The sequence below is a fragment of the Falsochrobactrum shanghaiense genome, from assembly GCF_003149535.1.
GTDB classification, from domain to species: Bacteria; Pseudomonadota; Alphaproteobacteria; order Rhizobiales; family Rhizobiaceae; genus Brucella; species Brucella shanghaiense.
In genome coordinates this window covers 1-20,267 of record NZ_QGDB01000003.1, presented here as the reverse complement: position 1 = coordinate 20,267, position 20,267 = coordinate 1, and the positions used below count along the sequence as shown (strand labels likewise).

Sequence of the window (20,267 nt, the reverse complement as noted above, 5' to 3'; positions counted from 1 at the left end):
AAGCCGCAAAGATACGGTCCGGCCAAAAGGAACTACGTCCGGCGGAAAACATGCAATATCGGTTAATCCCGTGGCTCCCGGTAAGGGAGCGGGACTTCGCGAAGACGAATCGTCAGAACTGTCGTCGGGCATAAAGCGCGATCAACCTTTCAAATTGGCACGATAGAGGTGATTTTCCCGCATCGCGTACCGTATTGCCATCAAACACTTGGTGCTTCGTTATTATTTGCAGACACAAGGCGCTTGCGCAAGACTGTTGATCTATTCAGCCGGAGAAACATGAACCCGACGCTTGCGTTCGCGGCGCGGGCGCGCCTTGAAGAACCGCACACCGATCACCGTAACGATAATGGTCGCGACTGTGATACCGATGGCAAACCAGAACATGTGATCGCCATCCATATGGGCAAAAATGCCGGCGCCACGGCCCGCAAGCCAGCCCGGCAGGAACATCACCGGTGCCCAGACCATTGCCGAAAGCACATTCGCTGTCTGGAATCGCGTCTGGTCCATCGACATCATGCCCGCCACCATCGGGACCGTGCAGCGCACAGGTCCGAAAAAGCGCCCCAGGAAAACGGCCATGAAGCCGTAACGCCGAAACAGCAGCCGCGCGCGCGCCACACCGCTTCGATGCTTGTTGAGCGGCCATTTGTGGATAATGTTGCGGCCAAGCCACCAGCCGAGAAAATAGGAAATAATATCGCCGATCACGGCACCGATGATCGCGCCGATTATGACCGGAACCGGCTCGACAATGCCTGCGCCCACCAGTCCTCCGATGGCGATCATGATGGGCGTTGCGGGAATGAACATTCCAATGATAGCGAGAGATTCGCCAAAGGCGATCACACCGACGATAGGACCGGCCCATGTCCGATGATCGGAGATGAACTGTCCAAGATCGCTAATTATGCTTTCCATTCCGTCCTCAAACTGCCGCGAACCGGACTCTGAAGTTACCCGCCCGGTCTCGCTTCATATTTTGGGAAACGAGGATAACCCGGTGCATGAACCCCCGTCTGCATGTGCTAAGCACTTACACCATATTCTTGATTGGCAAATGCTATAATTGCCGATCACGTCATTTATATGCCCGATCATCACAAACAAGCATCAATAATTGATGACAGAGCCGTGACATTTAAAGCACCCAGAGCCACCAATTCGCAGAGCCTTGATCGAAGCAAAAGGCTGCCTGGCGGTTGCTGCGCCCTGTGCATAAAGAAATCGAACGCTGAACATATGGAATTTGAGGTGGCTGAATACAACGCCACCACGAAAATTGATTCACTATTCGGTCCCAAAAGCGGTGCAGCACACCGCAGGTCGATCCAAAAAGCGGTGCAATACACCAACATCCTGCCTGCATTCCGGTCCCAAGGCAGCATTTATCCAGCTAATAATAAAGGCCGATGCACTTTTTTGTATTTTTTGCGATTACAGGCTGGACAGGTTGCAAAGAGGCCGTTATAGAACCGCTCACCTCACCGGGGACGCTGCCCCGGCCGAGCGAGTGGGTGATTAGCTCAGTTGGTAGAGCAGCTGACTCTTAATCAGCGGGTCGTAGGTTCGATCCCTACATCACCCACCATTTTCTCTTTTACCGCAAATACTTACTTCGATAATTCGCACTCATTAACATCGAGCGCGTCTTGTTTGTTTGTCAGCCGTCGAAACCAGCGGGAAACGGTTCAATCGCGGAATATCCAGCACAAGATACCGCGATACCTATCCACAAAGCCGTTATAAAATTTTCAATAAACGGTGAAGATACTGTTACATTACAAGTTTACTCCCCGATCAGTCTCAAATCGGTCACCAGCATTTTGGTGCCGCTATTTTCGGGGTAGGATATGCTTATAAACCGTCGCCACGCACTTGGCCTGATGGGCGCCACAGCCGGCACCTTGTTCATGCCGGGAATTGTTCGCGCCAATCAGCGCCCTTCCATCACGATCGCTGTTCAGAAGATCACGAACAACAATACGCTCGACATCTGGAATGAACAGTCCAACGTGGGTGAGCGCGTCTTCTTCCCCAATCTCTGGGAAGGCCTGATTTTGCGTGACTGGATGGGCAATCAGGGCCCGGTTCCCGGTCTTGCTACCGAGTGGAAACGCCTCGACGACAAAACGATCGAGCTCACGCTGCGTCAGGGCGTCAAGTTCCACAATGGCGATGAAGTGACAGCCGACGACGTTGTCTTCTCCTTCTCCGACGAGCGCCTGTTCGCCGGAACCGAACCAGCGGGCGGCAAGACGCTTTATGCGGAAAATTTCAAGCCTCAGACGGAAAAGGAACTGCCGGCATCGGTTCCGGGCATCGCCCGTCGCCTTTGGCCTGCCCTGCGCGGCGTCGAAGCCGTCGACAAATATACGGTGCGCTTCCACAACGCCACGCCGGACGTCACCCTCGAAGGCCGTCTTTATGCATTTGGTTCGCAGATCGCCAACAAGCGCGCATGGGACGAAGCCAAGTCCTATACGGAATGGGCGCGCAAGCCTGTTACGACCGGCCCTTACAAGGTTGTCGAATACAAGCCCGACGTCGAACTGGTGCTCGAAGCCCATGACGACTACTGGGCCGGACGTCCGCCCCTTCAGCAGATTCGCTTTGTCGAGGTTCCGGAAGTTGCAAGCCGCGTCAACGGCCTGATTTCCGGCCAGTATGATTTTGCCTGCGACCTGCCGCCGGATCAAATCGGCACCGTAACCAGCAATCCGGGCCTTGAAGTTCAGAGCTCGACCATCTGGAACCACCGCATCACCGTTTTCAACACAGAAAACGAAATCCTGAGCAATCCGCTGGTGCGGCGCGCAATGACGCATTCGATTGACCGGAAGGCAATCGTCGATGCGCTCTGGGCCGGGCAGACGGAGATTCCGGCAGGGCTTCAGTTCGACAGCTATGCCGCTTCGGGCATGTTTGTTGATGACTGGGCCCCGCCGCAGTTCGACCCGGAGCTTGCTCGCGAGCTGCTCAAGCAGGCAAATTATAAGGGTGATGCCATCCCTTATCGTCTGCTGAACAACTACTACACAAACCAGACCACCACGGCTCAGGTTCTGGTCGAGATGTGGAAGCAGGTCGGCCTCAACGTCGAGATCGAGATGAAGGAAAACTGGGCGCAGATTCACGATCCCGCAGGCACCAAGGGCGTGCGCGACTGGTCGGCATCCAATAACATCAACGATCCTATCACCCCGATGGTCGTTCAGTTCGGCCCCAATGGTGAAGTACAGCAGAAAAAGGACTGGTCGAACGACGAGGTCAACAAGCTGTCCGTTGTCATGGAAACCTCGACTGATCCGGCAGAGCGCAAGAAGGCATTCAAGCGCATGCTGGAAATCTGCGAGCGTGAAGACCCCGTTTACAATATCCTGCACCAGAATGCCGTCTTCACCGGCATGAAGAAGGAACTCAAGTGGAAGGCCGCGCCTGCCTTCGCCATGGATTTCCGCACCCCCAACTGGAACAGCTAATCCGCAAATCTGGCTGGCGCTTTATGCGCCAGCCTTTCCAGCATCTGCATTCACCGAAATAATTATCCGGTTCGGATGATGCATACAAAGCCCTTGAAAGGCGTAGACGATGTCTTTCGTCTCCATTCGGGACTTGAAAGTCTCTTTTAGCGGCGTGCAGGTCCTGCACGGTATTGATCTTGATGTCAGCCGTGGCGAAACCTTGGGGCTTGTCGGTGAATCGGGCTGCGGCAAATCAGTAACATGGCTGGCAGCACTCGGTCTCCTGCCCGGCAAGGCATCGGTGTCCGGTTCAGTCCAGATAGACGGCGAAGAGCTCGTCGGTTCATCCCGCAGCGCCAAGGAAAGCGTTCGCGGCAGCCGCATCGCCATGATTTTTCAGGATCCGGGTTCATCGCTCAATCCGGTCAAGAAAGTCGGCGCACAGATCGTCGAATCTCTTGGCTTGCATCGCGGTTTAAAAGACAAGGCCGCGCGCGACGAAGGCATCAAACTGATGGAGCGCGTCGGCATTCCCGATGCAGCCCGCAGGTTCGATCTCTATCCTCATGAATTTTCAGGCGGGCAGTGCCAGCGTCTGATGATCGCCATCGCATTGGCAGGGCAGCCCGACGTGCTCATCGCCGATGAGCCTACAACGGCACTCGACGTCACCATCCAGGCCCAGATTCTTGATCTTCTGGATCAGATACGTCGCGAAACGGGCATGGCCATCGTCTTCATCAGCCATGATCTGGGTGCGGTCAGCCAGGTTTGCGAACGCGTCTGCGTGATGTATGCCGGGCGCATCGTGGAAGCTGCGCCAACGACTGAACTTTTCGAAACCCCTGCACACCCTTATACGCGCGGTCTGTTCGATGCCATTCCACGGCTTGATGGCGGACGCGAAAGGCTCAATGCGATTCCGGGCACCGTGCCTGATCCGCGCAATCTTCCGCAAGGCTGCGCCTTTGCTCCTCGTTGCCCGCGCGCCAATGATGAATGCGAAACTGACAGCCCTCTTTTGAAAATGCACCATTCACGCGAAGTCGCCTGTTTTCAGCCTTATACCCCTTCCCCTTCCCTCCCGGCGGACAACGGCGTCAGGACGAACCGCGTGGAAGGAATTCCGGCATGAACGCATTGCTTGAAGCACGCGATCTGGTGCGGGTCTATTCGAGCCACGGCCTGTTCAGGAAGGGTACGCCGGTCAAAGCCGTCGATGGCGTAAGCCTCCATATTCGGTCTGGTGAAACACTTGGCATCGTCGGAGAATCGGGCTGCGGTAAATCCACTCTCGGCCGCATGCTGCTCGGTATTGATGACGCGACGGAAGGCGAGGTGCTTTTCGACGGGAAGCCATTGCCGCGTCGCAATACACAGGAGTGGCGAAAACTGCGCGCGCAGATGCAACTGGTCTTTCAGGACCCGCTGGCTGCTCTGGATCGCCGCCTGACCATTGCCCGCCAGATCGGAGAGCCTCTGGAGATTCACGGGCTTGCAGCCGGCACCGACCTCAAGGATCGTATCGCTGAACTGATGGAGTCCGTCGGCCTGCGGCGCGATCAGGCCGAGCGTTATCCCCACGAACTTTCCGGCGGCCAGCGCCAGCGTGTGATTATCGCCCGCGCGCTTGCGACAAGCCCGCGGCTTCTCGTCTGCGACGAACCCGTATCTGCACTGGACGTTTCAATCCAGGCGCAGGTTGTCAATCTTCTGCGTGATTTGCAGGAACGGCATGGCATCGCCATGATCTTCATCAGCCACGACCTCAAGGTGGTCCGCAACATCTGCGACCGGGTCGCCGTCATGTATCTGGGCAAGATCGTCGAGGAAGCAGGCTCGGACGTTATTTTCGACACGCCTATGCATCCCTACACCAAAGCGCTGGTCTCATCAGTCCCCATACCGGGGGAAAAGCTTACCCGGCGGCTGATTTTGAAGGGCGAACCGCCTAACCCGGCCAACCGGCCCTCAGGCTGCGTATTTCATCCGCGCTGCCCGATCGCTGGCCTGCAATGCCCAGACTCGATGCCTGAACTGGAGCTTTCCGGATATGACCGGCACACCGCCTGCCATCTTGTAGAACCAGAACTGAATGCAGCGTGAGAATGCATAAATGTTGACATATATCGGATCTCGGCTGCTTCGCGCGCTCGTCACCGTATTTCTCGTGATGACCTTCGCCTTTGTCGTCCTGCGCATGTCGGGCGATCCGGCGCAGATCATGCTCGGGCCCGATGCGCCTCAGGAATCTGTCGATGCATTTCGCAAGGCATGGGGTCTGGATGATCCAATATGGCTGCAATATCTCTCCTATCTCAAGGGTGTGCTGACCTTTGATTTCGGCATCTCCATGCGCGACAAGGCCCCTGCCCTCGACCTGGTGCTCCAGCGTGTTCCCGCGACGCTGCAAATCACGATCCCTGCCCTTATCATCAAACTTTGTCTGGGCATTCCTGCTGGCGTCTATGCAGCGCTGCACAGGCAGGGTTTTGCAGATCGTGGCGTCATCACCCTGTCTATTCTTGGGTTTACAGTGCCGTCCTTTGTCCTTGGGCTGGTGCTGGTCCTGATCTTCTCGATCCAGCTTGGCATACTGCCTTCAGGCGGCAGCGACACCTGGATACATGGCATCCTTCCCACCCTAACCATCGCCATTGGCGGCACAGCTATTCTTGCCCGCTTTTCACGCTCGGCCATGATCGAGGTTCTCGGCCAGCCCTATATCCGGACTGCCTCTGCCAAAGGCGTTCGCTGGCATAATGTCGTCTGGAAACACGCTCTTCCCAATGCATCCGTGCCGATCGTGACTATTGCCGGCTTTATGGTCGGCGCATTGATCGCAGGTGCGGTGGTTGTTGAATCGATATTCTCTTGGCCCGGCGTGGGCCGCCTGCTGGTTGTTTCCGTCGCCAATCGCGATCTTGCCGTTGTGCAATGCCTGCTGCTCATGATCGCAAGCTGCATGGTGATTGCAAATCTCACAGTCGATGTCCTCTATGGCGTCCTCGACCCCCGCCTGCGGACCAAGGCTGCGCATTAAACAAAACCTGGCGCGTCGATCTGATCGAAACATGCTCTCGCTCGCTTCAAAATGTGCTGCACCGGATTCATCTTCGATTTCGATAATGCGTAAGAACAAATAAAGGGCCGATCAATGTCGGACACAGCAATTCACCATAGCGGCATGATCAAAGCGCCCGCATTCATCCGGCGCCTGCGTTCCATGATGCCCGCCAGCATCATTTTCGCCACGCTCTGGCTTGGCTTTATGGTGTTCGTCGTATTTTTTGCCGATTTCCTGCGCCCCTACCCCATCACAAAAATGGATCTGAGCGCGCGACTGGTGCCAATCGGCACACCCGGCCATTGGCTGGGCACCGACGAATTGGGACGCGACGTTTATTCCCGGCTTATTCAGTCGATCAGGGTTTCGCTGGTAATCGCCTTCGGGGCCACCATTCTGTCCGCTGTTTTCGGGACGATGCTCGGCTTTCTCGCGGCGCGGTTTCGCGGCTGGGTCGAACATGCCGTGTTGATGCTGGCCGATTTCCAGGCCGCCCTGCCCTTCATGATTCTCGCTTTGTCAGTATTGGCCTTTTTTGGAAATTCCATGCCCCTGCTCGTCGGCCTGATGGGTTTTTATGGCTGGGAGCGCTATGCCCGTATTGCGCGCGGCCTCGCTATCTCCGCCAGCGCCCAGGGCTATGCCAGTGCGGTCATCCAATTGGGAGCGACGCCGCTTCGTGTCTATTTCCATCACATCCTGCCCAATGTAGCCTCGACATTGATCGTCTCCATGACGCTGACATTTCCAGAAATAATTTTGATGGAATCGGGTCTTTCGTTCCTCGGGCTTGGCGTCCAGCCTCCCGAGACTTCACTCGGCAATATGGTGGGTTTCGCCAGGGAATATCTCACCCAAGCGCCCTGGATCATGCTCGCTCCATCCCTGATCATTGTACTGACGACCCTTTCGATCTCACTGCTTGGCGACTGGCTTCGCGACAAGCTGGACCCTACTGTTCAATAGGAAATAATCGGATGTTGAAAATCATGGCGCATCGCGGTGCGCGCAATCTCTGGGCCGAAAATTCGCTGACCGGCTTTCGCAACGTGCTTGCACTTGCCGTCGAGGGGGTGGAATTCGACCTTCACCTGACCAATTCCGGCCAGATCCTCGTAATCCATGACGCAACGCTCGACCGCACCACGACCGGCAGTGGCAATGTCTGCGATCTCGACGACACCGCACGCCGGTCAATTCGTCTGAAAGACGAAAATGGCAATATCACGAGCGATCATATTCCGACCTTTGAAGAGGTGCTCAATGTATTGGAGGTCCGGCCCGACCTGAAACTTTATGTGGAGTTGAAATCCGGCCCTGACGGCAAGCCCTATGAGGACCTGGTGGAAAAGACGGTCGAAATCATCGAAGCCCGCAACATTGCTGAGCGCGTCGTGCTCCATTCATTCGACCGCAGCGTCGTCGAACGCTGCGCGGAGGTCGCGCCGGCCATCGAACGGCTGATGTCCCTGAATACCGAATGGGTCGAGCGCAATGGCGGGCTTGAACATTTCTTTCGCACGGTCGAACCGCTGGTTCGCTTCGTTGGCGTTCACCACGTCCTTTTTGAAGCCGAATTCGACCGCATCCTCAGCCTTTTCCCCAAGGACCGCCTCGGTGTCTGGACACTCAATGACCGCGAGCTGATCGACCGCTGGATGGACCGCGATATTCCCTATATCACCTCCGACAGTCCGGATCTGGTTATCGAGGCCCGCAACGAACGGCTGACAACAATCCTCTGATATAACAAAGGAAATAACAGTGACTGATTTGCCTCTTCTCGGCGCGGCGATGCCATTGGATATTCTCGAAGAAAATCTTGAATTCATCATAGGCGAACATCGCGATCTTGAAATTCAGGACTTCATCGATGTTTCGCTTTTGAAGGGAGACTGGAAAACCCCGGCCAGCCGCATCAAAACTTTGCTGGAAGGCTACAGAGGCCGTCTGGGTATCCATGGACCATTCTGGGGCCTCAATTTTTCCAATCCCGATGCGGATATTCGCAAGATTGTCACCGAGCGCTACCTGCAGGGCTTGAAAGTCTGCGAATATATGGGTGCCACGCAGATGGTCATCCATAGCCCCTATAATTTCTGGTATAATAACAATATCGGCAATGTTCCGGCCAGTTCGACGCAGATCATCGAATATGCGCACGATACTTTGGCACCCGTCGTCAAATACGCCGAAAATATCGGCTGTACCCTGGTCGTGGAGAATATCGAAGATATTGATCCCGAAGCCCGCTGCCTGCTTGCCGACAGTTTCCAGTCACCCGCGGTCGCCATATCGATCGATACTGGCCATGCCCAGTTTACGCATGGCTCGCTGAATGCCTGCCCGGTCGATTATTTTGTCCGTGCAGCCGGCAATCGCTTGCAGCATGTTCACCTGCAGGATGCAGACGGCTATGCGGATCGCCATTGGGAAATCGGCAAAGGCAATATCCACTGGGAGTCGGTTTTCACAGCCTTGGCCGAACTGGAAAGCAATCCGCGTCTCATTCTCGAATTACGCGACAAAAAGGCGATATTGCCTTCGGTAAATTATCTGCGGGCAGCTAACCTCGCGCGCTGACAGCGCGCCTGCCTGATAAAACCCAAACATGCCTGAAAATCAGGTCTCAAGCAGTCTCGAAACCTATCGAGGCTGCTTGGTACGAAGCCTCGATGATTGTCCAGCTTAAAACTCCATATTAGCGCTCAATGACGTAAATTTGGCAAATCAATCCGGTTTCGATGCGTGATCGCTCTTGGATAAATCTGGCATATGGAAATTCAGCGCCAATCCGATTTCATTCGCTGGAAAAGGTCTCGGCCATGATTTTTCAATGCCGCTGAAACCATGGCTCCAATTCAACAAGGTTGGACTGCAGTGCCTGGATTCCCAGCCAAGCCAAATTCCTCAATGATTTCAATAAATCATTTTTTCACATTCGCCAAATGTGTCATAGGTTTGTGCTACACTTGGCGCACGGCGTCAACCGATCAGCCCAAGCACTCGCAATCCAAGCGATAGCTGTTGAACGCCAATCCTAATCCGGGCCGCTGCTGAGCACCCCGAAAGGCCATTGTCTGATGCAGCCAGAACGCTGCTATATCGACTAAGAGCATGGCCCCGAAGATTTCGAGGCCACTTTCTTCAATTAATCACGCTGAGCTTCCCACCCCTGGTATTCTTCAATATTGTCACGGGTAACTAGCTTTGAATCCAGCAAAACAATGGGGTTTTCAGACTTCTCGCCGTTCAGTGCCTTATATCCAAGCTCGACAGCGGTTCGAGCCATCATATAAGGGTCTTGGCTGGCTGTTGCCTGAATCGAAGGATTATTTGGATTTTTTAGTTCAGATTCGATATCTGGCGCGCCATCAACTGAAGTTATAATAATCCCTTCACGATTTAGCTGTTTCATTGCAAGGCTGCTACCAATGGCTTGTGGATCTGCAACAGCGAAAACCGCATCAATCTTTGGAAAGCGGGTAAGCTGCGATTGCATTACTTCAAGCCCGCCATCTCGCGAACTCTTACCATTTTGATCGTCAGAGAGAACTTTGATACCAGGATTTGCCTCAAATACCGATTTGCAGCCCTCAACTCTGTCAATGATGGCAGAATTTTGTGGGCCGTTCTGGATAATCACATCGCCTTGGCCATTCAGCTTATCGACAATGAACTGACAAGCTATCTCTCCTGCCTGATGGTTATTCGTCGTTACAGTTAGATCTGCACCTTTAGCTGCGGTGTCTACAGATACAACGACTATACCAGCATCCTTTGCTTTCTGAATTGCTGGAGCGAGTGCGTTAGGATCCCCTGGATTGAGCATTATCATCTGCACACCCGCAGCAATGAAATTATCAATCTGATCGACCTGCTTGTTGAGATCCTGCTCGAAACCAACGGTTATTACTTTTACGTCGGGGCTGATTTTTTTCGCCTCCGCCTCAGCTCCGCTGGCCAGGGCAACAAAAAAGGGATTTCCTAGGGAGGCTAGAGAGATTCCTATGGATTTCAATTCTGCTGCTGAGGACATTGACGTGCACAAAAGCAAAATTGATGCTGCGGTCGACAGTATTCTTTTCATTTTGTGTTCCCTTCGAGGTCGGCACGATGATTAGTTCAGAGCGACCGCCGACATTCCGCCTGAACAAGCTCTCTTAGGTCCGGACGGAACCTTTGAGGCGATATCGGTCAAGAGCAACTGCTCCTACGATGACTCCACCCTTAATAATAAACTGCCAAACGTCAGAGACCCCTGTGAGGATAAGCCCATTGGACAAGACAGCGATAATCAGCGCTCCAATGAGAGTGCCCCATATCGTACCCACCCCCCCGACGAAGCTGGTTCCTCCGAGGATTACGGCAGCAATGGCATCTAGTTCATAGGCTTGACCCAGTTGTAATCCATTTGCTGCAAGCAGGCGCGTTGATGACATGACGCCGCCAAGTCCAGCCAGAAAACCTGAAACCACGTAAACGAAAAGGAGTACGCTCCACACTTTTATGCCGGAAAGTCGGGCGGCAATTTCGTTACCACCAACAGCATAAATTCGCACACCGAGAGCAGTGAACCTCAAAATAAACCAAGAGAAAAGGATCACAGTGACTGCGATTAATGTGAGCCATGAGATACCGAAGAATGCCGTACCATTTATAAATGCAAATGGCAGATCCGGATTAAAAACAGTCTTATCATCTCCAAGAAGACGGGCCAGTCCACGTACCGCAGTTAGAGTTCCCAACGTAACGATAAAAGGAGGAAGTTTTCCGAATGCGATCAAGGAGCCATTGACTAAACCGAGCAACGTGCCCAACAAAATTCCAGCTGGAATTCCTAGATAGCCGTAGCCATCCGGTAACAGCGAAGCGATTACCGCCACCATCGCTGAAGCCGCCAGAATTGAGCCAACCGATAGATCAATACCACCGGTTAAGATTACGAAGGTCATGCCAGCGGCCAGAACTGTATTAATTGAAGCCTGCTGAGCGACAATTGACAGGTTTTGAGCAGTCAGAAACCGTCCTGCCGACCATGCTTCCGCAAAACTCCCAGCTTCGGCATAGCCGCTTAGAAACTGGAACATAATGCCTATCAGAATCAATACCGGTAGCATGCCCAGAGCATAGAATGACGATTTCAAATTCCGCTTGTGACGTGTCCCTGGGTCCTGACCCCTTGCAGTCATTGTCATAAGACTGTTCCCTTTTAGTGTGTTATCTGCTGCCGCGTGGCACCGGTAGCTTTTGCAATAATAATCTCTGGATCAATGGCAACACCGGTAGTCCCACCTACCTCGCCTGCAATTGCGCCTTCACGCATAATGAGAACCCGATCGCAAATCCCCACCAACTCAGGTAACTCGCTTGAAATGACGATGACCCCGGTGCCCGATGCAGCTAAAGTTTCGATGATCCGATAAATTTCTGATTTTGCGCCAATATCCACGCCTCGTGTAGGCTCGTCTAAGATTAGAATCTTGGGATTGGTTTGGAGCAGGCGTGCTAGAAGGACTTTTTGCTGGTTTCCGCCAGATAAAGATCCAACATTAACGAGCGCGTCAGATACAGCAATTTTCATATCTTCAATTGCAGAGGCTGTTCTTGCTTTTCCCTTGCGAGAATCGAGAACGCCGAAGAAATGACAGTCAAATTCCATTACTGCGATATTGATATTCTGATCGACACTCATATCGAGAAACAGACCTTCCTGCTTTCGATCTTCTGTCAAATACACAATACCCGCTGCGATCGCATCTTGGGGACTGGCAACTTCGACAAGCTTGCCGCCAAGCGTCAGAGAACCAGTGTGTTTACGATCCGCTCCGTAAATCAATCGCGCTAACTCAGTTCTCCCCGCACCGACAATACCTGCTACGCCTAATATTTCGCCTTCAAACAAATCGAACGACACGCCCTTAACTTTTCGAGCATCGGACATATTTGAAACGGTCAAAAGCTTTTGAACGGCTTTATGCGAGGCACTACGGTCTTTTTGATAAAAACTGGAAACGTCGCGTCCCACCATCATCCGCACTAGACGTTCTTCAGATAGCTCATCGCGTAAAATGCAACCGATATAGCGCCCGTCACGCAGTACAGTGACTCGGTCGCTGAGTTCATATATTTCGCTCATTCGGTGACTGATGTAGATGATTGCCAGCCCTTGCTTACGCAATTTCTTTATCAGATCAAACAAGCTCTCACATTCTTTTGAAGAAAGGGACGTAGTCGGCTCATCCATCACAAGAATTCGACAGTCCGCAAGAAGCGCCCGAGCTATTTCCACCTGTTGTTGCTGGGCAAGAGATAAACTGCGAACTTTATCATCAACATGAAAACTCACATTAAGTTCTTGCAGAATTCTGCCGCAAGCAGCCCGCATCGCGCTCCTGTCAAGGACTCCGGCGCGAGTTAATTCGCGGCCAAGAAGCATATTCTCAGCTACGCTCAAATTGGGAGCCAGCGAAAGCTCTTGGTATATAATGGAAATTCCAAGGGACTTAGCCTCTTTTGGACCATTAATTTTCTTGTTTTCTCCATCCACCAGAATGGAGCCGGAAGTGGCTTTATGGGCTCCGGAAAGCACTTTCATAAGCGTGGACTTACCCGCCCCATTCTCGCCCATGAGAGCATGGATCTCACCGGGATAGACGTCTAGGTCGACACCATCTAACGCCTTTATATACCCGAACCTCTTTGTGATATCTCTCATCTGTAAAAGCGGCTGCTTGGGAGTGAGATCACTTGTTGTTACCGCTTCTGCCATGGCAAACCTCTATAATATTAACGAGTTATTGCTGGCGATCTGCGACCAGACCTGATTGCTCTTGGGATAGAAACATCCGATTCCAGGTTGGACTAATCAGTATTTCATTAAGGCAAACTCTGTCGGGCAGATTACAGATCATTGATATGACTTCAGCAAGATCATGGGGCTGAAGCATCCGATCACGCTCTTCTTGCGGCACTGGAACAGGCCTGTTATCCAACACTGGTGTAGCGACCTCACCCGGGCAAATAACACATGATCGAATATTGTTTGAATACTCTTCCATGTTAACGGCATGGCTCATGGCTACTACTGCATGTTTTGCCGCGCTATAGGCCGCTCCCGCCAGTTTGTGACTGTGACGTCCTAACCATGAGGCAGTGTGTATCATCAACCCGCCGCCTTGCTTCCGAAAAACGGGAAGCGTACTAGTCACGCAGTAGAAAGCCGCAGACAAATTAGTAGAAATCAAGGTATCTACCCCTTCTGGGGTCAGTTTATCTGTACTTCTGTCGCGAATATTTACACCAGCATTATTTACCAGTATATCCAGTTTAGAAAAACGACAAACTATTTCGTCAACAATTGATTGCACCTGGGCAGCATCAGTCAAATCAGCAGGAGCTACGACGGCGTCTCCTCCCGCCGCTTGGATTTTTTCTGCTACTTTTTTGAGAGGCTCTAAACGTCGACCGGTAAGCACTACGGTAGCCCCGGAAGCTGCCAATTCAATAGATGTAGCCTCTCCAATTCCACTACCAGCGCCCGTAACCCATGTAACTTTGTTATCGAGTTTTCCCATTTAGATATCTTCCAAATTATAACAGCATGGATATTTGTTAACGACAGTTTCATATAAGAAACTTTGTGTCAATACGGGAACGTGAGGAATTTGATTTGACCTACCCGTGCACGCTGCTTAAATACCGTAAGAGTAGGTTTTCTGTCGCAAACTATTTGGAATATTGATAATGGCATTTGACAAGAACGCACCATCAATCGGCGAAGCTTTGCGCGAGCGGCGCAGCTATCACGGCTGGACTTTGGCTGACGTCGCAGCCAAAACGGGTATTTCCAAATCTACTTTATCAAAAATCGAAAATGACCTGATTTCACCTTCTTACCAAACAATATTGCAATTATGTGCTGGACTCGGCATTGAAATTGGCGATCTTATTTCAAAATCTACTGAAAAAAATGGGGGCTTGCGCCCTCTAACAGGTCGTCGAAGCGTTTCTCGTGGGACATCCGGCCTCACTATGAGTGATGAACACTTCACATATACTTATTTATGCACGGACATTGCTCATAAGCGCATTATTCCGATGATAATTGAAGTTCGTGCGCATTCGCTTAATGAGATTAATGGACTCTGGACTCATGTCGGCGAAGAATATCTATATGTATTGGAAGGCAGCATAGAACTCCAAACAGAGCTTTATGAACCGACAGTTTTGGAGGCAGGAGATTCCGCTTATTTTGATAGCACGATGGGGCATGCCTACCTGGCCGCTGGTGACAAACCTGCAAAGTTACTTGTCATGTGCTCAAGCGCAACACCCAATCTTGCTCAGGTGCTCCGAGAAGTTTTAAGCGAGCGCCTCGATAAAAGAGGCAAAGCCAAGACTGCGCGGTAGGCGTTCATGATAGAATTTTTTTCTTATCGTAAACCATTGACAACTTCTGTACCTAGATATCCTAATGAGCAATCAACCACTCACACAAGGTACACAGTCTATGCCTGATGCTAAAACCCTTTTAGCCTTAATCAAAAGCGCTAAGCTCGTGGATTTATCGGTTCTTACCGGGGAAAACCAACCCTCATCGCCTCCTGAAGGTCAGCGTTTTGGACAATTCATGATGAATCATTACACTTGGCCACGTGGTCAGTTTCTTGAATATGTACAAATACATGACGACCATACTGGGACCCACTGCGATGCCCCTTGCCATATGATCCCCTCAATTGAAAGCGGACTGCCTCACGCTACCGAGTTTGGAACTGTTACGATCGATCAACTCGACTTGAATGATATGATCGGTGCCGCTGTCGTGGTAGACGTACGACCTCTTATTGATACAGTTCCAAAAGGGAAAACAACCCACCTTGAACGGAGTCCCGTGATTGATCGGGTATTTTTAGAGAATTGGGAAAAGGAAAATGGAAAGTTTTCCCCAGGTGAGATAGTGCTTTTCCGTACGGATTGGTCGGATAATTACTTCCGGCCATACCCGGAAGGTTTCAAGTACGACCGCTCACACCCAGCACCGGGTGCTGATGCTATCGAATTGCTGCATGAGCGTGGCATTAAGCATATCGGAATTGATGGCAGAGGCATCGGGCTTATGCAAGATGATTATACTCCTCACTGGGCAGCGCTCGGCAAGGGAATGATCGCAACAGAGAACCTGACAAACCTGGGAAAATTGCCTACTCGGGGCGCAGTTTTTATCTTCCTGCCGCATAAGTTTGAAGGTGCCACTGGCGGACTAGGCAGAGCTATCGGGCTAATCACTTCCTGATGCCAACTGGCTGGACCCGGTTTCCTCAAATGCAACGGGCACGCTAATTTTAATTAGGTCAAACGTACCCACTCGTTTAACAACGAGTAATTGACTTCCACCTGCCAGTGGGAAGGCGTCCTTTGCGGAACGATGAATGGGGTGAGTTCGATGCCCCGCTTGTGCCGATCCCAGAGAGAAGCGAGACCCTGCGAAAGGCTTCACTTGCCGAAGAAGAGGAAAGCTTGAAAGCGCTTGACACAAACATGCCGAATAGAGAAACTGGGGCAAATCTTGAAATAAACCTTGACTTCCGCCTACCCCCGTAACTATCGACAATCATTCGGGGGTAAAGGGCGCTCACTTATGGTTTATCGGTATGATATTGACGGCTTAAGAGCGATTGCGGTTCTCGCAGTCGTTTTATTTCATATTGATCCAAATTGGGTGCCAGGTGGTTTTATCGGTGTCGATATATTTTTTGTGATCAGCGGTTTTCTGATCACAAGTATCATCCAGCGCCAGATGCAGACAGGTAAGTTCAGTTTCCGCGAATTTTACCGGCGGCGCATTCTCCGTATCCTCCCTGCCGCAACTCTTGTGATTACAACCACACTGCTTGTCGGGCAGTTCGTGATGCTTCCCGATGACCTCAACGAATTGGCAAAATCAGCCGCCGCTGCGCAGCTTTGGTCGGCAAATATATATTTCACATTTTTTCTGGACACAGGCTACTTTGCCGACGCTGCCATTCTTCAGCCTCTCCTACATCTATGGTCGCTAGGTATCGAAGAGCAGTTTTATCTTTTCTGGCCGGTCGCATTGCTCTTTGGAATGCGGTGGCAAAGACAGAACCTATTTTGGGTTCTCGTTATCGTGACGATGATCGCGTCTTTCATTTTGGGTCAGTTGATCGCCGCTGAGCATACGGAGTTCGCATACTACATGCTCCCTTCACGCGCAGGTCAACTTCTTGCCGGCGCTTTGATTGCCGCCGCTATTGCGCGCGGATTAAAACCGGCGCCATTGATTGCCAATATATCGAGCTTATTCGGAGCAATACTGATTGGATGGAGCCTGTTTGCGCTTAGCGGTGACATGATTTATCCGGGCATCAATGCAGTGCCACCAACTATAGGCGCGGCCCTAATGCTGTATGGCGGTGCTGGTCGTGGAAACTTTGTTTCGGTTCCTTTGATGCTGCCTCCCGTCCGTTATATCGGCCTCATATCCTATTCTCTCTACCTTTGGCATTGGCCGATTATGTCTTTCTACTGGTACGCTTTCGGAGAACCTTACCTCACAGCCAAGCTAACGCTATTCGGCATGATGCTACTGCTGTCAATTATGAGCTACTATCTGGTCGAGAACCCATTCCGCCACCTTCGGGTCAACGCATCCGCAGCCTTTCTTCGCATCGCCGCGATCCCGGCATTATGTATCATTGCGTTATCCAGTATGCTCCTTACAACAGACGGATATGGTATTTATGCCCTTTCTCCCGTATATAAGACAGAGTTGACGCGCCTCGCCGCAGATAGCCGTCCGGCCTTCAGTGCACAGTATGTATGCCAAAGTTACTTGGTTACCGATAAGATGCTGACAAATCCGGACTGCATAATAAATGGCGACATCCCAGATGCACTACTTTGGGGAGATTCTAATGCTGCACATTACGTCGGCGTTTTATCCCAAGCGGCAGAGGAACTGGGTTTTTCATTTAGAAACATTGCGCATTCAAGCTGCCCGCCAGTGCTTGACATACCGGAGCACTTCGTTCGTGACACTGTAAAGGAGCGTTGCCGAGAGTCAGGAGAAAGAGTCCGGACAATTCTTACCAAGTATCACACTATTATAATAGCGGCTCAATGGGATGCCTATCTGAATAAGCCAGACTTTAACACTGCAATGTCATCAACACTTACAAAGCTTATAATGGGAGGACACCAAGTGTTTGTTATTGGGATAATCCCCCGCCTTGGCAAATATGATCGGAATTGTTCTTTAAAGCGCCTAAAACTCCCTTCACTCCATTGTGAAGCACAGACAACGATACGACAAGACATAACCACTGCGACGAATGAAAAGATCCGAGCATTAACAGAAGAAACGGGAGGCACTTTTCTTTCGTTCAATCAAGGTACTTGCACTAAAGGGCGATGCTCGCCGTTTATGGACGGCGAAGGTCTCTACTATGATACTTCACATTGGAGCGTCTTCGGCTCGTTGAAAATAGGTTCAGCGCTCCGCAAAGCAGGTCTTTTTCCTCAAGAGCTACGGCGAGTTCCTGCTTTTTCATCTACTCTAGCACCTGCGACTGCATCTCAAAATACACATTAATGGGTTCGAGCATGTCAGTGGGCGCCTCCAAACAAGTGGAAATTGCCAGATCCCGTTATTAACGGGGGATTGCCGGTCACCGTTGGGAATTTTACAAATGTGGAATTTGGGCATTCAATCAATAATTGTGTCGCTTGCGATTTGTATAGGGATGGCTGGGACAGCTACAGCTGGACAATTCAAGCAGCATAAATTTGCCTACGATATTGAAAAGGTTCGCTTAGATGGATGGGAAACGCTGCCTGAAAGGGCGTGGGAGCCAACATTCGATAATAAAAGGCTTGGATTGCGGCTTCCGTTTGATTGGAACGAAATTTATCGCAACCAACACGAACAGAACTTTGAATCATTGGTATTCTATAATAATTCTATTGCGCTCTGTAATTACGCACACAAGTATCCGGGGAGTAAAGATGAAGCTGGCCGCCTCTTTCATGAACTGTTTGAACGGGCCATGGAATATACAGATCGGGATGGCGATGTCTACTGGGTGCGAATGGACTTTTTCTTCCCGCGTCCGAAGGGAGTGGGTTTGCAGCCCCCTTGGTATAGTGCGCTAACTAATTCGTTTGTTCTATCGGGCCTTCTTCGTGCCACTGATTGTTTCAAAAAGCCTGAATACTATGAAGCCATTAAAGGATTAGTTGCAGCATTTAAGACCATCCACACATTTGGAAACCCGCCTCCAAAACGATGGTTCTCCTATATAGATGAAAATGGATACTTATGGTTTGACGAATACCCTCTGCCAGACGGTCAATCGTCACGTGTTTTGAATGGTGACATATTCTCTCTATTCGCTCTAGCTTTGTATGAAAGAAAGCTCGGAGATAAAAGCGTAACGCCACTCATAAACGGCAATCTTACCACACTGCGCGAAAACGTTCAGCGCTTCCGCCGAAAAGACATGATCAACTCTTACGAATTGCGATCATTATCACATCCAGATTATTCACCCACACGGACGATACGGCAGCAATGTCAGCTTTTTAAACTTACAGGCGATATCTTTTTTAAGAACATGGCCTCAGCATTCCAAAAGGATATCACGGCGGCGGGGGTAACTGGCGCTGCTTCCGCATTATGGCAGTGCTTTTGATATGGTAATCCCCCCGTTTTTAACGGGGCTCGTCAGTAGAATTCACGCGGCCATTTTCAGTTTCTGTGCGGGCGTTACGCCGCCGATGCCCATATTGGGACGTTCGTTGTTGTAGGTCCATAGCCACTGCGTGGCAAATTCCTGCGCCTCCTCAATGCTTTCGATGATATATTGGTCGAGCCACTCAGTCCGAACGGTGCGATTGTAGCGCTCGACATACGCATTCTGTTGTGGCTTGCCGGGTTGGATATGGCTCAAGGCGATGCCTTGGTTGGCAGCCCACTCCATCAGTTTGCCACTGACGTATTCCGGCCCATTATCAACACGAATTGCGAATGGTTTGCCGCGCCATTCGATGATCTGGTTGAGGCTGCGGATGACGCGTTCAGCAGGCAGCGAGAAATCCACCTCAATGCCCAAACCTTCGCGGTTGAAGTCGTCCAGGACGTTCAGCAGCCGGAATTGCCTTCCATCTTCCAGCCGGTCGGCCATGAAATCCATGGACCAGACCATGTTCGGCGCATCTGGCACGGTCAGAGCATCGGGCTTGTCCCGCTTCAACCGCTTGCGTGGCTTGATCCTGAGGTTCAATTCAAGCTCACGATAGATGCGGTAAACGCGTTTATGGTTCCAGTGATGTCCCCGGACATTGCGCAGATAAAGGAAACACAGACCGAAGCCCCAGGTCTTCTTTGCCCGCGTCAGTCCGATCAGGAGATCGGCAATCTGCTCGTTCTCGTCGTTCAGCCTGGCGCTGTAACGATAACATGTCTCGCTGACCTCGAAGGTGCGGCAGGCAAGCGCAACGCTCACCCCTCGCAATGCCACTGCTTTCCCGGCCATCTCCCGGCGTTGAGATGTAACGGCCTCTGTGGTTGCCGCCCGTTTTGCAAGAGGTTTTTGACCTTGTCATTCGGCGTGGAATAAGGACCCCTTTCTGGGGGTTATCGGCATCCAAACGGGACCCCTTATTAGAGGGTAACATGATCTTCGGTTTTCAATCGGAGGTTATCTATT

General features: G+C 51.5%; 16 protein-coding genes, 1 tRNA gene and 1 pseudogene. 12 read left to right on the top strand and 6 right to left on the bottom strand.

The window, feature by feature from the left end; all coding sequences use genetic code 11:
* Positions 1 to 261: 261 nt before the first annotated feature.
* Positions 262 to 924: a DedA family protein gene (locus tag DKP76_RS07850; RefSeq protein WP_109705920.1), complete on the bottom strand. Its 663-nt coding sequence runs from the start codon at positions 922 to 924 to the stop codon at positions 262 to 264.
* Positions 925 to 1,518: 594 nt separating this feature from the next.
* On the opposite strand from DKP76_RS07850, the gene DKP76_RS07845 reads away from it, so the two are divergent.
* The 8 genes from DKP76_RS07845 to DKP76_RS07810 all read left to right on the top strand — a co-directional run bounded on the left by DKP76_RS07845 (position 1,519) and on the right by DKP76_RS07810 (position 9,117).
* Positions 1,519 to 1,594 (top strand) — tRNA-Lys (locus DKP76_RS07845).
* 262 nt (positions 1,595 to 1,856) lie between these two features.
* On the top strand, positions 1,857 to 3,485 hold the full coding sequence (locus DKP76_RS07840) for an ABC transporter substrate-binding protein (RefSeq protein ID WP_109705919.1): 1,629 nt from the start codon (positions 1,857 to 1,859) through the stop codon (positions 3,483 to 3,485).
* 109 nt (positions 3,486 to 3,594) lie between these two features.
* Positions 3,595 to 4,602, top strand: coding sequence for an ABC transporter ATP-binding protein (locus DKP76_RS07835; RefSeq protein WP_109705918.1), 1,008 nt, complete (start codon positions 3,595 to 3,597; stop codon positions 4,600 to 4,602).
* On the top strand, positions 4,599 to 5,573 hold the full coding sequence (locus DKP76_RS07830; RefSeq protein ID WP_109705917.1) for an ABC transporter ATP-binding protein: 975 nt from the start codon (positions 4,599 to 4,601) through the stop codon (positions 5,571 to 5,573). The genes DKP76_RS07835 and DKP76_RS07830 overlap by 4 nt, the downstream gene beginning before the upstream one ends.
* A gap of 10 nt (positions 5,574 to 5,583) precedes the next feature.
* Positions 5,584 to 6,510 carry an ABC transporter permease gene (locus DKP76_RS07825; protein WP_109705916.1) on the top strand — a complete coding sequence of 309 codons (927 nt, stop codon included), beginning with the start codon at positions 5,584 to 5,586 and terminating at the stop codon, positions 6,508 to 6,510.
* Between the two features lie 144 nt (positions 6,511 to 6,654).
* Positions 6,655 to 7,500 (top strand): ABC transporter permease, encoded by an 846-nt coding sequence (locus tag DKP76_RS07820; protein ID WP_425349387.1) that lies wholly within the window; start codon positions 6,655 to 6,657, stop codon positions 7,498 to 7,500.
* Positions 7,501 to 7,511: 11 nt separating this feature from the next.
* The gene (locus tag DKP76_RS07815) at positions 7,512 to 8,279 is read left to right on the top strand and encodes a glycerophosphodiester phosphodiesterase family protein (protein ID WP_109705914.1); all 768 of its coding nucleotides are present in this window, start codon (positions 7,512 to 7,514) and stop codon (positions 8,277 to 8,279) included.
* Positions 8,280 to 8,298: 19 nt separating this feature from the next.
* On the top strand, positions 8,299 to 9,117 hold the full coding sequence (locus tag DKP76_RS07810; protein WP_109705913.1) for a sugar phosphate isomerase/epimerase family protein: 819 nt from the start codon (positions 8,299 to 8,301) through the stop codon (positions 9,115 to 9,117).
* Positions 9,118 to 9,685: 568 nt separating this feature from the next.
* On the opposite strand, the gene DKP76_RS07805 is transcribed toward DKP76_RS07810, so the two are convergent.
* From DKP76_RS07805 to DKP76_RS07790, 4 genes are all read right to left on the bottom strand, one after another.
* A complete protein-coding gene (locus DKP76_RS07805; RefSeq protein WP_109705912.1) occupies positions 9,686 to 10,624 on the bottom strand; it encodes an ABC transporter substrate-binding protein in 939 nt (312 codons plus the stop codon).
* 73 nt (positions 10,625 to 10,697) lie between these two features.
* A complete protein-coding gene (locus DKP76_RS07800) occupies positions 10,698 to 11,726 on the bottom strand; it encodes an ABC transporter permease subunit (RefSeq protein WP_199224796.1) in 1,029 nt (342 codons plus the stop codon).
* A 20-nt stretch (positions 11,727 to 11,746) separates the two neighbouring features.
* Entirely contained in the window at positions 11,747 to 13,306 is a 1,560-nt protein-coding gene (locus DKP76_RS07795; RefSeq protein WP_199224782.1) for a sugar ABC transporter ATP-binding protein, read from the bottom strand.
* Positions 13,307 to 13,331: 25 nt separating this feature from the next.
* Complete coding sequence (locus DKP76_RS07790; protein WP_109705910.1) at positions 13,332 to 14,111, bottom strand: SDR family oxidoreductase; 780 nt, start codon at positions 14,109 to 14,111, stop codon at positions 13,332 to 13,334.
* A gap of 169 nt (positions 14,112 to 14,280) precedes the next feature.
* Here DKP76_RS07790 and DKP76_RS07785 point away from each other — a divergent pair, with 169 nt between their 5' ends.
* From DKP76_RS07785 to DKP76_RS07765, 4 genes are all read left to right on the top strand, one after another.
* Entirely contained in the window at positions 14,281 to 14,946 is a 666-nt protein-coding gene (locus DKP76_RS07785) for a helix-turn-helix domain-containing protein (RefSeq protein ID WP_109705909.1), read from the top strand.
* Between the two features lie 64 nt (positions 14,947 to 15,010).
* Entirely contained in the window at positions 15,011 to 15,832 is an 822-nt protein-coding gene (locus tag DKP76_RS07780) for a cyclase family protein (RefSeq protein ID WP_109705908.1), read from the top strand.
* A 345-nt stretch (positions 15,833 to 16,177) separates the two neighbouring features.
* Entirely contained in the window at positions 16,178 to 18,151 is a 1,974-nt protein-coding gene (locus DKP76_RS07770; RefSeq protein WP_109705906.1) for an acyltransferase family protein, read from the top strand.
* A gap of 97 nt (positions 18,152 to 18,248) precedes the next feature.
* Positions 18,249 to 19,250 (top strand): D-glucuronyl C5-epimerase family protein, encoded by a 1,002-nt coding sequence (locus DKP76_RS07765; protein ID WP_109705905.1) that lies wholly within the window; start codon positions 18,249 to 18,251, stop codon positions 19,248 to 19,250.
* Positions 19,251 to 19,292: 42 nt separating this feature from the next.
* On the opposite strand, the pseudogene DKP76_RS07760 reads toward DKP76_RS07765, so the two are convergent.
* Positions 19,293 to 20,108 (bottom strand): annotated as a pseudogene (locus DKP76_RS07760) (IS3 family transposase); the annotation flags it as partial.
* Positions 20,109 to 20,267: the final 159 nt, after the last annotated feature.